The following is a 13,145-nucleotide window of genomic DNA, read 5'->3' on the forward strand; positions in this document are numbered from 1 at the left end:
CCGATCACCCGACTTGCCTGGCTAAAACCGGGGCTGACCGCTCGGTTCTCACGATTGGCGACGTGGCGGGCCCTCGCTATAGTCATGGCCCTTTATCCGGAGTTCCCCGATGTCCCAGATCACCATCGAACGCAGCCATTCGCTTGGCTTGGAAGGCGTTCGCCAGAAGGCCGATCAACTGGCCGAAAAACTCACGCGCGACTATGGGGTGGCCTGCGCCTGGGAGGGCGATACCCTGAGATTCACGCGCAGTGGCGTGGATGGGCGGATCGAAGTAGCGGAAGATAAGGTGCGGGTGCTGGCGACCCTGGGGATGATGTTCTCGATGCTCAGCGGCCAGATCGAGAAGGAGATAGAGCGCAAGTTGGACAAGGCCCTGGCAGCCTAGTCCGGGCTAGAGCATCAGCTTGACCGCGCTGACATGCGGGTCCCGCGTCTTGCCGGCGCGGGCCAGCTGCTCCAGGTAGTCAGCCCAGAGTTCGTCACGGCGACTGCCCAGTTCGTAGAGATAGTCCCAGCTGAACAGGCCGCTGTCGTGGCCATCGTCGAAGGTCAGCTTGATGGCGTAGCGCCCCGCTGCTTCCACGGCGGTGATGCCGACCTGCTGCTTGCCGAACTGCAGCACCGGATTACCATGTCCCTGCACCTCGGCCGAGGGCGAATGCACCCGCAGGAATTCGGCGGGCAGCTCGAAGGTTTCCGCGCCGTAGCTGACGCTGAGGGTCTTGGAGGCCTTGTGGAGCTGTATGGCGGTGGGGATACGCATGCTGAGGTTCTCTGGACGGCGATTCAGTCTTTGCTTGAGGCCAACGCGGCCCTGGCGGTCCGTCGATGTGGCCGCTTCTACCGGTCGCCGTAGGTTGGGCTGAGCACAGCGAAGCCCAACATGGGCGCAGGCAATGTTGGGCTTCGACTATAGAGCTGTCTCAACCCAACCTACGGTCTATTGCGGCCATGGCCGCGATCAACCAGGCATCAGGCCTACCGTCACAGTATATAGCGCGACAGGTCTTCGTCCTGGGCCAGTTCGCCCAAATGGCCGTTCACATAGGCCGCGTCGATGACGATGGGCTCGCCATTCTGCTGGCCAGCCAGGTCGGCGGCGCTGAAGGACACCTCTTCCAGCAGACGCTCCAGCAGGGTGTGCAGGCGACGAGCCCCGATGTTCTCGGTCTTCTCGTTGACCTGCCAGGCGATCTCGGCGATGCGGGTAATGCCATCGGCGGCGAATTCCACGTGCAGCCCCTCGGTCTTGAGCAATTCGCGATACTGCTCGGTGAGGGAGGCGTGCGGCTCGGTGAGGATCCGCTCGAAGTCCTGCGGGGTCAGCGCCTTGAGCTCGACGCGAATCGGCAGGCGACCCTGCAGCTCCGGTACCAGGTCGCTGGGCTTGGACAGGTGGAAGGCGCCCGAGGCGATGAACAGGATGTGGTCGGTCTTGACCATGCCCAGCTTGGTGTTGACGGTGCAGCCCTCGATCAGCGGCAGCAGGTCACGCTGCACCCCCTCGCGGGAAACATCGGCACCGCTGGTGTTGCCACGCTTGGCGACCTTGTCGATCTCGTCGATGAAGACGATGCCGTGCTGCTCGACGGCTTCCAGGGCGCGGCCCTTGAGTTCTTCCTCGTTGACCAGGCGGGCGGCTTCTTCATCACGCACCAGCTTGAGCGCTTCCTTGACCTTGAGCTTGCGCTGCTTGGTCTTGCCCTTGTGCATGCCGGCGAAGAGATTCTGCAGCTGGCTGGTCATCTCTTCCATGCCGGGCGGGGTCATGATTTCGACGCCGGCCGGCGTGTCAGCCACCTCGATGTCGATTTCCTTGTCGTCCAGCTGGCCTTCGCGCAGACGCTTGCGGAACAGCTGACGAGTGTTGCTATCGGTGGCGGTCGGCTGGGGTTCGTTGCTGAAGCCCACCGAAGGACGCGCCGGCGGCAGCAGGGCATCGAGGATGCGCTCTTCGGCAGCGTCTTCGGCGCGATGGCGGTTAAGCACCATCTCCTGTTCGCGCAGCATCTTCACGGCGGCGTCGGCGAGATCACGGATGATGGACTCGACGTCGCGGCCGACATAGCCGACCTCGGTGAACTTAGTCGCTTCCACCTTGAGGAAGGGCGCATTGGCCAGCTTGGCCAGGCGCCGGGCGATCTCGGTCTTGCCCACGCCGGTCGGGCCTATCATCAGGATGTTCTTGGGCGTGACCTCGGGGCGCAGCTCGGCGGGCAGCTGCATGCGCCGCCAGCGGTTGCGCAGGGCGATGGCCACGGCGCGCTTGGCGTCGTCCTGGCCGATGATATGGCGGTTGAGTTCGTGGACGATTTCGCGGGGGGTCATGGACATGGGCAGTCTCTAAACCGGATCACGCCTGAGGCGCGTCCAGCTCCTCGATGGTCAGGTTGCGGTTGGTGAACACGCAGATGTCACCGGCGATATTCAGGGAGGTCTCGGCGATCTCGCGGGCACTGAGGTCGGTGTGCAGGAGCAGAGCGCGGGCGGCGGCCTGGGCATAGGCACCCCCGGAACCCATGGCGATCAGGCCCTCCTCGGGTTCCACCACGTCGCCGTTGCCGGTGATGATCAGGGAAGCGTCCTTGTTGGCGACCGCCAGCATGGCTTCCAGGCGGCGCAGGGCACGGTCGGTGCGCCAGTCCTTGGCCAGCTCGACGGCGGCACGGACCAGATGGCCCTGATGCTTTTCGAGTTGCGCCTCGAAGCGCTCGAAGAGGGTGAAGGCGTCGGCGGTACCGCCGGCGAAACCGGCCAGCACCTCGCCCCGGTACAGCCGCCGGACTTTCTTGGCATTGCCTTTCATGACGGTGTTGCCCAGGGAAACCTGGCCGTCGCCGCCGATCACGACCTTGCCGTTGCGGCGTACAGAAACGATGGTGGTCAAGGGAATCTCTCCGCGTTGCTTGGGCCGTCGGCCCCGGTTACGCGGAGATATGGGGATGGCCGCGGCGCCCTTCAAGCGTCGCGGCGAGGGGATTCGGCAGGTGAGCGTCTGTTCACGGCCTCGCGAGCTAGAACCAAACAAGGCGAAAACGCTCGAGGAAGCGCGGTTTACGCGTGGTAAATGAGCATTCCGGCTGGACCGCCTAGGTGGGGCTGGCGATCCAGAGGGTTTTCAACGCCGTTTGGCCGGCACGTAGCAGGCCGTGGGCAGACTCCTAGTGACCGCGGCGTTGCTGCAGCAACAGATTCTTGAAGCCGCTGCCGGCGAGCTGCTTCTGTGCCTGGGTCAGCTGGTCACGATCGCTATAGGGACCGACCAGCACCCGATACCAGGTGTCGTCCTTGACCTTGCCCGATTCCACGCGCACGTCCTGGCCGAGCATGATGATCTGGGCGCGGACGCGGTCGGCATCGGCCTGGGTGCGGAAGGAGCCGGCCTGGAGGAAGAACAGGGTCACTGGCGGCTGGGCCTTGGTGGTCGCTTCCTTGGGCGGCGTCGCAGCGGGCTGGCCCGGAGCGGTACCTGGCGTGGTCGGGGTCGCGGTAGTCGGCTGGCCGGGCTGCGCCGGCGTCGCCGCGGCATCCGGCTTGGCCGGCTTGGCGGCTGGCGTGCGTGGCACGGCGTCCGGCGGCACGATCACCTCGGATTCGGGCAGCAGGGTATAGAAATCGTACTTGGGCTTGATCGGCGTAGGCGGCGTGCCTTCGGTCTTGCCGGCAGCGGCCGACTTGCCATTGCCCGCCGTGGCGGCCGGGCGACCTTCCTCCGGCTTGGCGCGCTGCACCGACTTGTTACCCGGTTCGAGCTTCATCAGGAATACGACGAAGGCGCCGATGGCCAGACCCGACGCGAGCCAGACCCAGCCGGGCAGGGGCTGTTTCTTGGGAGCCGAGGTGTTGCGACTGGCGCCGCGCTTGGGTGGGGCTTTCTTGGCCATCAGGCGGTGATCCGTCTCTTACATGCGTTCCAGGGTGTGCAGGCCGAGCAGTTCCAGACCCTGCTTGAGGGTGCGCCCGGTGAGGGCGGCCAGCCGCAGGCGGCTCTGGCGCAACTCGGGATCCTCGGCGGTCAGGATCGGGCAATTCTCGTAGAAGCTGGAGAACAGCCCGGCCAGGTCGTAGAGGTAGCTGCACAGCAGGTGGGGGGTGCCCTTGTCGGCGACGCTGGCAAGGATCTCGCCGAATTGCGCCAGACGGCCTCCGAGATCCTGCTCCTGGGGGGCATCCAGCTGGATGCTGCCGGCGGGTGCGGCCTGCTCGGCCTTGCGCAGTACGCTGGCGACCCGGGTGTAGGCGTACAGCAGATAGGGCGCGGTGTTGCCCTCGAAGCTGAGCATCTGCTCGAAGTTGAAGCTGTAGTCGCTGGTACGGTGCTTGGACAGGTCGGCGTACTTGACCGAGGCGATACCCACCACGCGGCCGATGTGGCGCAGTTCGTCTTCGCTGAAGGGGGCCTCGCCGCGCTCGGCGCGACCGGCATTGCGGTCCTTGACCAGCTGATAGGCGCGCTCCTCGGCTTCGTCGAGCAGGTCCACCAGCTTGACGGTGCCGCCGTCGCGGGTCTTGAAGGGGCGGCCATCGGCACCGTTCATGGTGCCGAAGCCCATGTGTTCGAGTTGCATGGCCGGATCGACGAAGCCGGCGCGGCGCGCCACCTCGAAGGCCATCTGGAAGTGCAGGGCCTGGCGCTGGTCGACGAAGTAGAGCGCGCGGTTGGCGTGCAGCTGGCGGCTGCGGTAGCGCATGGCGGCGAGGTCGGTGGTGGAATAGAGATAGCCGCCACCGGCCTTCTGCACGATCACCGGCAGGGGATTGCCCTCGGCGTTCTTGAATTCATCGAGGAAGACGCAACGGGCGCCATCGCTCTCGGTCAGCAGGCCGGCGGCGTCCAGATCGGCGACCACCTGGGCCAGGTCGTCGTTGTAGGCACTCTCCCCCTTGACGTCGGCCGGAGTCAGCTTGACGTTGAGGCGGTCATAGACCTCCTGGCAGTGGGACAGGGAGACGGCGTTGAATCGCTCCCAGAGGCGCAGGCAGTGGGCATCGCCCGCCTGCAGCGCCACCACCAGTTCGCGAGCACGGGCGGCGAACTCCGGCGAGGCGTCGAAGCGGCCCTTGGCCGCGCGGTAGAACACCTCAAGATCCGCCAGCTCGCCCTCGGCGGCCTGGGGTTGTTCTTCCATGTAGGCCAGCAGCATGCCGAACTGGGTACCCCAGTCACCCACGTGGTTCTGGCGGATCACCTCGTCGCCGAGGAACTCCAGCACCCGCGCCACCGCATCGCCGATGATGGTGGAGCGCAGGTGACCGACGTGCATCTCCTTGGCCAGGTTCGGCGAAGACAGGTCCACCACCACCCGCTGGCGCGGGCCACCCTTGTGCACGCCCAGCTGCGGATCGGCAAAGGCCGCATCCAGCCGCGCGGCCAGTTGCGCGTGATTCTGGAAGAAGTTGAGGAAGCCGGGGCCGGCGATCTCCACCTTGCTTACCGCCGGGTCGGCGGGGAGGGCGGCCAGCAGCTTCTCGGCCAGTTCGCGTGGCTTGGCGCGGGCCGGCTTGGCCAGCAGCAGGGCGACGTTGCTGGCGAAGTCGCCGTGGCTCTTGTCCTTGGTGTTCTCAACCTGGATGGCCGGCGCCACGTCGGCCGGCAGGGTGCCGTCGGCAATCAGGCGGTCGAGGGCGTGCTGGATGAGCTGGCGGATGCTGTCTTTCATGGTCATTGGCCTTCGGCGTGCGCCGAGCGCGCACTGCGATGAAAACCCGGCATTATCCGTGGCAAGCCCGGCCTTGCCAATGGTAAGCCAGTGCCACTAGAACAGATCGATGGGATCGACGTCCAGGGACCAGCGCACCTGGCGCGCTTCCGGCAGGCTTTCCAGTTGGGCCACCCAGATGCCCAGCAACCGGTGCAGGGGCGCGCGACTGCTGCTCTGCAGCAGCAACTGGGCCCTATGGCGACCGGCACGGCGTTCCATCGGCGCCGGTACCGGGCCGAGCAGCTCTACCTGGGGCAGGGCGAGATTGACCGCCAGGCCTTCCGCGACGTGATAGGCCGCCTCCAGGAAATTTTCCACCTGATCCTGGCGATGGGCATCGGCGCGCAGCAGTGCCAGATAGGCGAAGGGCGGCAGACCCGCGGCGCGGCGCTCCTGCAAGGCCTGGCGGGCGAAGGCTGGATAGCCTTCCTCGGCCAGCTGCACCATCAGCGGGTGATCGGCCAGGTGGGTCTGGATCAGTACCTGCCCGGGCTCCTCGGCGCGGCCCGCACGTCCGGCCACCTGGACGATCTGCTGCGCCATGCGCTCACTGGCGCGGAAGTCGGCGGAAAACAGCCCGCTGTCGGCATCGAGCACGGCCACCAGGGTCACCTTGGGGAAGTGGTGGCCCTTGGCGAGCATCTGGGTGCCGACCAGGATGCAGGGCACCCCGCTATGAATGGTGCGCAAGAGCTTGCCCAGGGCGTCCTTGCGCGCGGTGGTGTCGCGGTCGATGCGCAGCACCGGGATGTCCGGAAACAGCAGCTGCAGGCGTTCCTCGGCGCGCTCGGTGCCGGCGCCCACCGGACGCAGGTCGAGCTTGCCGCAGGAAGGGCAATGACGCGGCGGCGCCTGGCGGTGATCACAGTGATGGCAGCGCAGTTCACCGGAGCCGCGGTGGTAGGTCATGCGCGCATCGCAGCGCGGGCACTGGGCCAGCCAACCGCAGTCGTGGCAGAGCAGGGTAGGGGCGAAACCACGTCGATTGAGGAACACCAGCACCTGCTGCCCGCGCTCCAGGGTCGCGCCCATGGCCTTGAGCAATGGCTGGGACAGACCGCTATCCAGCGGGCGACTGCGCACGTCAAGGCGCTCGAAGCGTGGCGGCTGGGCGCCGCCGGCGCGCAGCGACAGGCGCAGATGGGCGTAGCGTCCCTGGTCGGCGTTGTGCAGGCTCTCCAGCGAAGGGGTGGCCGAGCCCAGCACCACCGGCAGATTCTCGAAGCGTGCGCGGACGACCGCCAGGTCACGGGCGTGGTATCTCAGGCCTTCCTGCTGTTTATAGGAGGCATCGTGTTCTTCGTCGACGATGATCAGCCCGGGGTGCTTGAGCGGGGTGAACAGCGCCGAGCGGGTGCCCACCACGATATCCAGTTCGCCGTCGCGGGCGGCCAGCCAGATGTCCATGCGCTCGCGATCGGTCAGCGCCGAGTGCAGCAGAGCGATGCGGGCATTGAAGCGTTGCTCGAAGCGGCCCAGGGTCTGGGGGCCCAGGTTGATCTCGGGGATCAGCAGCAGCGCCTGGCGTCCCGCTTCCAGGGTGGCCCGGATCAGCTGCAGATAGACCTCGGTCTTGCCGCTGCCGGTCACCCCCTCCAACAGATAGCAATGGAAGCCGCTGCCGCTGCGGATCGCTTCGTAGGCCAGCCGCTGCTCGCTGTTGAGCGGCAATTCGGCCTGGGCGAGCCAGGAGCCCTGGTGCCGGGTCGGCTGGTGGTAGCGGGTCTCCACCTGGACCAGGCCCTTGGCCTGCAGGAGATCGAGACTGTCCTTGACCAGGCCGAGCTGGCCGAGCAACTCGTGCAGCACGCCATGGGGGTGCTGGCGCAAGGTCTTGAGCGCCTCGCGCTGGCGCGGTGCCCGGGCCAGGCGCGGGTCTTCCGGGCGGGCGTCGGGCTGGGCGATCCAAAAGCGCTGTAGCCGGCGCTCCGCCGGCTCCCCCTGACGCAAAAGGGCAGGAAGTGCCCAGCTCAGAGTGTCGCCGAGGCTGTGCTGATAGTACTGGGCGGACCACTGGCAGAGTTCGAACAGCGCGCTCGGCAGCGGCGGGCGCTCGTCGAGCAGTTGCAGGGCCTTGCGCAGTTTGTCCGGCGGTACCTCGGTTTCCTGGGCGACCTCGATCAGTACCCCGACCACTTCGCGCCGGCCGAACGGCAACCGCAGTCGTACGCCCGGCCGCAACTGTTCCTCGGCCGCCCCCTTGGGCGGCAGGTAGTCGAACAGGCGGCGCAGTGGGGAAGGCAGCGCCAGGCGCAGGATCAGGGGCACGGCAAGGCTCGCAGGCGTAAAGCCCGATGGTAGCAGACAGGCGGTGTGGGGGTTGCTTGCACGTCCGATCTGCTCTGGTATGATTCGCAGCCCAAATCTGTGCGGTATCCGGCAATGGCGCCGGGTGGCGGCACAGCTAGACCCCGAGGATAGTTCCATGAAAGCTGATATCCATCCGCAGTACGATGCTATCGAAGCCACCTGCAGCTGCGGTAACGTCATCAAGACCCGCTCGACCCTGAGCAAGAACATTCACCTGGACGTCTGCTCCGAATGCCACCCGTTCTATACCGGCAAGCAGAAGGTCCTGGACGCTGGCGGTCGTATCGATCGCTTCAAGCAGCGCTTCGGCGTGTTTGGCAGCAGCAAGTAATGCGCTGCCGTCGACCATCTCCGTATGGCTCGACACTGAAAAAGGCGTCCCTCTGGGGCGCCTTTTTTATTGGTGCTCTTGTTGGCGCACCACTGGTTCTAGGGGCGGAGTGCCCGCTGCTGCCTGGTGGGCAGGAGGTCACGGTGCGCCAGGTAGTGGACGGCGATACCCTGCGCCTAGCCGATGGCCGCGCGGTGCGCCTGATCGGCGTCAATGCTCCGGAGTTGGGCAAGTCCGGCGGTACTCCTCAGCCCCATGCCGAAACCGCGCGCCGTCGCCTGCAGGAACTGGTCGCGGCCAATGACGAGCGCCTGCGCCTGGTGCCGGGCAGCGAAGAAACCGACCACTATGGCCGTACCCTGGCGCACCTCTATGATCGCCAGGACAGCAACCTGGAAGCCCGACTGATTGCCGAGGGGCTCGGTTACGCGGTGGCCATCGCCCCCAATACCCGGCTGGCCGCCTGTCAGGCCGCCGCGGAACGCCAGGCGCGCCGGGCGCGATTGGGCATCTGGAAACAGGATCCGACCATCGCCGCCACCCGCGTCGAAGAAGGGGGCTTCGCCGTAGTGCAGGGGCGCCTGCGGGAGGTCAAGCGCAACCGCGGCGGACTCTGGCTGCAGTTGGAAGGAGACCTGGTGGTCAATGTCCCCGATCGCTTCGTAGACGCCTTCGACGAGGTGCCGCTGCAGCAATGGATAGGTCGTGACCTCGAGGTGAGGGGCTGGATTTCCGACCGCAATCGCCGCAGGGAACCTGGCCGGGCGCGTTGGCAGATGACCCTGAACGACCCGCACATGCTGGGTTTGCGGGTTGAATCGTTTTAGCCGAAAGTCGTATTGCGATTGATTTCAGGCATATGGCCGATTGCTTGTGGCACCTTGAGTCTTTGCGTATTCTCGCCCGACCCAAGACCCACACCACGCGGATATACCAATAATGTCTGATCTCAAAACCGCCGCCCTCGAATACCACGCCCAGCCGCGCCCCGGCAAACTCAGCGTCGAGCTGACCAAGCCCACCGCCACCGCCCGCGACCTGTCCCTGGCCTACAGCCCGGGCGTCGCCGAGCCGGTCCGCGAGATCGGTCGCGATCCCGAACTGGCCTACCGTTACACCGGCAAGGGCAACCTGGTTGCCGTGATCTCCGACGGTACCGCCATCCTCGGCCTGGGCAACCTCGGCCCGCTGGCCTCCAAGCCGGTGATGGAAGGCAAGGGCGTGCTGTTCAAGCGCTTCGCCGGTGTGGACGTCTTCGACATCGAGGTGGATGCGGAGAGCCCCCAGGCCTTCATCGACACCGTCAAGCGCATCTCCATCACTTTTGGTGGCATCAACCTGGAAGACATCAAGGCGCCCGAGTGCTTCGAGATCGAGCGCGCCCTGATCGAGCAGTGCGACATCCCGGTCTTCCACGATGACCAGCACGGTACCGCTATCGTGACCGCTGCGGGCATGCTCAACGCCCTGGAAATCGCCGGCAAGCGCTTGGAAGATGCCAAGATCGTCTGCCTGGGCGCCGGTGCTGCAGCCATCTCCTGCATGCGTCTGCTGGTGAGCATGGGCGCCAAGGTCGAGAACATCTACATGATCGACCGTCAGGGCGTGGTCCACAGTGGCCGCAACGACCTGAACCAGTACAAGTCGGCCTTCGCCACCGAAACCAGCAAGCGCACCCTGGACGACGCCCTCGAAGGGGCCGACGTCTTCGTGGGTCTGTCCGGTCCGAATCTGCTGTCGGCCGAAGGCCTCAAGCGCATGGCGGCCAACCCCATCGTCTTTGCCTGCTCCAACCCGGATCCGGAAATCACCCCCGAGCTGGCCCACGCCACGCGCGATGACGTGATCATGGCGACCGGTCGTTCCGACTACCCGAACCAGGTGAACAACGTCCTGGGCTTCCCCTTCATCTTCCGTGGTGCCCTGGACGTCCGCGCCCGCGTCATCAACGAAGAGATGAAGATCGCCGCCGCCCTGGCCCTGCGCGACCTGGCCAAGCTGCCGGTGCCCAAGGAAGTGTGCGAGGCCTACAACGTCGAGAGCCTGAGCTTTGGTCGCGAGTACATCATTCCCAAGCCCATGGATGCGCGCCTGATCACCCTGGTATCCGATGCCGTGGCCAAGGCCGCCATCGAGACCGGCGTGGCCACGCTGCCCTATCCGGCGAACTACCCGCTGAAGTCGGTGGACGACGTCTTCGCCAAGTAAGTCTTGGCGCAATAAAAAACCCCGCCAAGGCGGGGTTTTTTATTCGGCTGGAGATCAGAAGATATCCATGGGCACGTTTTCGCTGGAGGGCAGCGGCGTACCCGGCGCCACGCCCGGCGGCAGCTCGTCCAGGCTCGGCGGGGTGTCCTCGCTCTTGAACAGCTCGAAATAGGCGTTGGGCGTACCGGGTGGCGCGGCGCGACCAGTAGTGGGGTCGACGCGGATGGAGACGATGCCGTCCGGCTCCTTGAGCTGATGCGGCGGCTTGTCCTTGAGCGCGGCACCCATGTATTTCATCCAGATCGGCAGGGCCACGGTGCCGCCGAATTCCTGGCGGCCCAGGGTCTCGGGCTGGTCGAAGCCGGACCATACCGTGGTCACGTAGTCGCCGTTGTAGCCAGAGAACCAGGTGTCCTTGGATTCGTTGGTGGTACCGGTCTTGCCGGCCAGGTCATTGCGACCCAGTTCCAGGGCCTTGCGTCCGGTACCGCGCTTGATCACGTCCTGCAGCATGCTGTTCATGATGAAGGCGTTGCGCGGGTCGATGACCTGGGGCGCGAACACGGGCGCCGGATTGGCCGGGTCGGCGGACGCGGTATCGGCGGCAGGTGTCACCTCGACGCCCGGCGCGGCCTTGGCCTGCTCCTGCTGGGGTACACGCGGCGGTGCGGCGCGATAGACCACCTTGCCATCGCGGTCGGTCACGTGGTCCACCACGTAGGGCGTCACCTTGTAGCCCTCGTTGGCGAACACCGACCAGCCAGTGGCCACCTCCAGCGGTGTCAGACCGGGTGTCCCAAGGGCCAGGGACAGGTTGCGCGGCAACTGGTCCCGCTCGAAGCCGAAGCGGCTGACATAGTCCAGTGCATAGTCGATGCCGATGGCCTGCAACACGCGAATGGACACCAGGTTGCGCGACCGGTAGAGCGCTTCACGCAGGCGGATGGGGCCGAGGAAAGTGTTGTTGTCGTTCTTCGGGCGCCAGGCTTCGTCGGGGTTCTCGTCCATGAAGACGATGGGGGCGTCGTTGACCAGGCTGGCCGCGGTGAAGCCTTTTTCCAGCGCCGCACTGTAGATGAACGGCTTGAAACTCGAGCCGGGCTGACGGCGGGCCTGGGTCGCGCGGTTGTAATTGCTCTGCTCGAAGGAGAAGCCGCCGATCAGGGCGCGAATGGCGCCATCCTGGGGGTCCAGCGATACCAGTGCGCTCTGCGCCTTGGGCACCTGCGAGAACTTCAGGCTGCCATCGTCCTGGCGCTCTACCCGGACCAGGTCGCCGACCTTGACCACGTCGGCCGGACCGTTCGGTCGCGGCCCCAGGCTGTTGGCGCTGAGGTAGGGACGGGCCCACTTCATCGACTCCCAGGCGACGGCCTCTTCCTTGCCGTCGCGGGTCAGCACGAGGATGCCACTCTTTTCCACCTGGGTGACGACGGCCGGATCCTGGCCGCCGACGATGCGCTGCTTCTGCAGCAGGGCACTCCATTCGGGCTGGCTGCGGTTGGGCCACTGGGCCTCGGGGCCACGGTAGCCATGGCGCTGATCGTAGTCGGTCAGGCCGTCACGCACCGCCTCGAAGGCGTCCGTCTGCAACCGGCTGTCGATGGTGGTGTAGACCTGATAGCCATCGGTATAGGCATCGCCGCCATAGCGACCGACCATTTCCGCCCGCGCCATCTCGGCGATGTAGGGGGCGTTGAGTTCGGGTACGGCGACGTGGTGATAGGCCTCGAGCGGCTCGGCGATCCCGGCCTGGTAGGCCGCCTGATCGATATAACCGAGCTTGAACATGCGTTCGAGAATCCAATTGCGTCTTTCCAGGCTACGCTCAGGATTAGCGACCGGGTTGTAACGCGACGGCGCCTTGGGCAGGCCGGCGATCATCGCCATCTGGGCGACGGTCAGGTCCTTGATGGATTTGCCGTAGTAGACCTGGGCGGCGGCCTCGATACCGTAGGCGCGGTTACCGAGGTAGATCTTGTTGACATAGAGCTCGAGGATCTCGTCCTTGGTCAGTTGGCGCTCGATTTGCAGTGCCAGGAGGATCTCGGTGAATTTGCGCGAGAAGCTGCGCTCGCTGGTCAGGAAGTAGTTCTTCGCGACCTGCATGGTAATGGTGCTACCGCCGGTCTGGATGTGTCCGGTCCTGACCAGCTGGCTCACCGCACGCGCCAGGCTCTTCACATCCACGCCATAGTGATTGGCGAAGTTGTCATCCTCGGCGGAGAGCAGGGCATGGATGAAGTTGGGCGGTATCTCGTTGAAACGCAGTGGCGAGCGGCGCATTTCCCCGAATTCGGCGATGAGCTTGCCGTCCGCGCTGTACACGCGCAGAGGGATCTGCAGTTGCACGTTACGCAGGGCATCGATGGACGGAAGGCTGGGGCTGAGGTAGAGGAAGGCACCGCTGAGACCCAGCAACAGGCTGCAGACCAGGGCGACCAACGACCACCAGAAAAACTTCAGAACACGCATCAAGAGACTTTTCGAATGGAAAGAAGGAAAGGGCGACAGGTGAAGGTCAGCCTACACGGCGTCGCCATTATAGGCGCGTTTGGCGGTTGGCCGCTATTTGCTCGGGTGTCAAGTCT

Annotated in this window: 11 protein-coding genes; 4 read left to right on the forward strand and 7 right to left on the reverse strand. The window is 65.4% G+C overall.

Annotated elements, in window-relative coordinates; genetic code table 11:
- Positions 1-109 precede the first annotated feature (109 nt).
- Complete coding sequence (locus ACUCV0_RS14795; protein WP_059313497.1) at positions 110-388, forward strand: polyhydroxyalkanoic acid system family protein; 279 nt, start codon at positions 110-112, stop codon at positions 386-388.
- 6 nt (positions 389-394) lie between these two features.
- Here ACUCV0_RS14795 and ACUCV0_RS14800 read toward each other — a convergent pair whose 3' ends face one another.
- The 6 genes from ACUCV0_RS14800 to ACUCV0_RS14825 form a co-directional block, all read right to left on the reverse strand.
- Positions 395-766: a gamma-butyrobetaine hydroxylase family protein gene (locus tag ACUCV0_RS14800; protein WP_271653839.1), complete on the reverse strand. Its 372-nt coding sequence runs from the start codon at positions 764-766 to the stop codon at positions 395-397.
- Positions 767-987: 221 nt separating this feature from the next.
- Positions 988-2,337 (reverse strand): ATP-dependent protease ATPase subunit HslU, encoded by a 1,350-nt coding sequence (hslU, locus tag ACUCV0_RS14805; protein WP_059313499.1) that lies wholly within the window; start codon positions 2,335-2,337, stop codon positions 988-990.
- A 19-nt stretch (positions 2,338-2,356) separates the two neighbouring features.
- Positions 2,357-2,890, reverse strand: coding sequence for an ATP-dependent protease subunit HslV (hslV, locus tag ACUCV0_RS14810; RefSeq protein WP_059313500.1), 534 nt, complete (start codon positions 2,888-2,890; stop codon positions 2,357-2,359).
- 274 nt (positions 2,891-3,164) lie between these two features.
- A complete protein-coding gene (locus ACUCV0_RS14815; protein ID WP_482213127.1) occupies positions 3,165-3,890 on the reverse strand; it encodes an SPOR domain-containing protein in 726 nt (241 codons plus the stop codon).
- Between the two features lie 15 nt (positions 3,891-3,905).
- Positions 3,906-5,663, reverse strand: a complete 1,758-nt coding sequence (argS, locus tag ACUCV0_RS14820) for an arginine--tRNA ligase (RefSeq protein ID WP_482213017.1) — start codon at positions 5,661-5,663, stop codon at positions 3,906-3,908.
- 96 nt (positions 5,664-5,759) lie between these two features.
- Positions 5,760-7,973 carry a primosomal protein N' gene (locus ACUCV0_RS14825; protein ID WP_482213018.1) on the reverse strand — a complete coding sequence of 738 codons (2,214 nt, stop codon included), beginning with the start codon at positions 7,971-7,973 and terminating at the stop codon, positions 5,760-5,762.
- A 157-nt stretch (positions 7,974-8,130) separates the two neighbouring features.
- Between ACUCV0_RS14825 and rpmE the strand changes: the two genes are divergently transcribed.
- The 3 genes from rpmE to ACUCV0_RS14840 all read left to right on the forward strand — a co-directional run bounded on the left by rpmE (position 8,131) and on the right by ACUCV0_RS14840 (position 10,554).
- On the forward strand, positions 8,131-8,346 hold the full coding sequence (gene rpmE, locus ACUCV0_RS14830; RefSeq protein ID WP_007161618.1) for a 50S ribosomal protein L31: 216 nt from the start codon (positions 8,131-8,133) through the stop codon (positions 8,344-8,346).
- On the forward strand, positions 8,346-9,173 hold the full coding sequence (locus ACUCV0_RS14835) for a thermonuclease family protein (RefSeq protein WP_482213019.1): 828 nt from the start codon (positions 8,346-8,348) through the stop codon (positions 9,171-9,173). The genes rpmE and ACUCV0_RS14835 overlap by 1 nt, the downstream gene beginning before the upstream one ends.
- A 112-nt stretch (positions 9,174-9,285) precedes the next feature.
- A complete protein-coding gene (locus tag ACUCV0_RS14840; RefSeq protein ID WP_059313504.1) occupies positions 9,286-10,554 on the forward strand; it encodes a malic enzyme-like NAD(P)-binding protein in 1,269 nt (422 codons plus the stop codon).
- A 54-nt stretch (positions 10,555-10,608) separates the two neighbouring features.
- On the opposite strand, the gene ACUCV0_RS14845 is transcribed toward ACUCV0_RS14840, so the two are convergent.
- On the reverse strand, positions 10,609-13,029 hold the full coding sequence (locus ACUCV0_RS14845) for a penicillin-binding protein 1A (RefSeq protein WP_271653842.1): 2,421 nt from the start codon (positions 13,027-13,029) through the stop codon (positions 10,609-10,611).
- Positions 13,030-13,145: the final 116 nt, after the last annotated feature.

It is taken from the genome of Pseudomonas sp. VMV1, from assembly GCF_056790235.1.

Coding starts and splice junctions, on each gene's coding strand:
- hslU (WP_059313499.1), bottom strand. CDS start 2,337: ATGTCCATGACCCCCCGCGAAATCGTCCACGAACTCAACCGCCATATC.
- rpmE (WP_007161618.1), top strand. CDS start 8,131: ATGAAAGCTGATATCCATCCGCAGTACGATGCTATCGAAGCCACCTGC.
- ACUCV0_RS14835 (WP_482213019.1), top strand. CDS start 8,346: ATGCGCTGCCGTCGACCATCTCCGTATGGCTCGACACTGAAAAAGGCG.
- ACUCV0_RS14845 (WP_271653842.1), bottom strand. CDS start 13,029: ATGCGTGTTCTGAAGTTTTTCTGGTGGTCGTTGGTCGCCCTGGTCTGC.
- ACUCV0_RS14800 (WP_271653839.1), bottom strand. CDS start 766: ATGCGTATCCCCACCGCCATACAGCTCCACAAGGCCTCCAAGACCCTC.
- ACUCV0_RS14795 (WP_059313497.1), top strand. CDS start 110: ATGTCCCAGATCACCATCGAACGCAGCCATTCGCTTGGCTTGGAAGGC.
- argS (WP_482213017.1), bottom strand. CDS start 5,663: ATGAAAGACAGCATCCGCCAGCTCATCCAGCACGCCCTCGACCGCCTG.
- ACUCV0_RS14840 (WP_059313504.1), top strand. CDS start 9,286: ATGTCTGATCTCAAAACCGCCGCCCTCGAATACCACGCCCAGCCGCGC.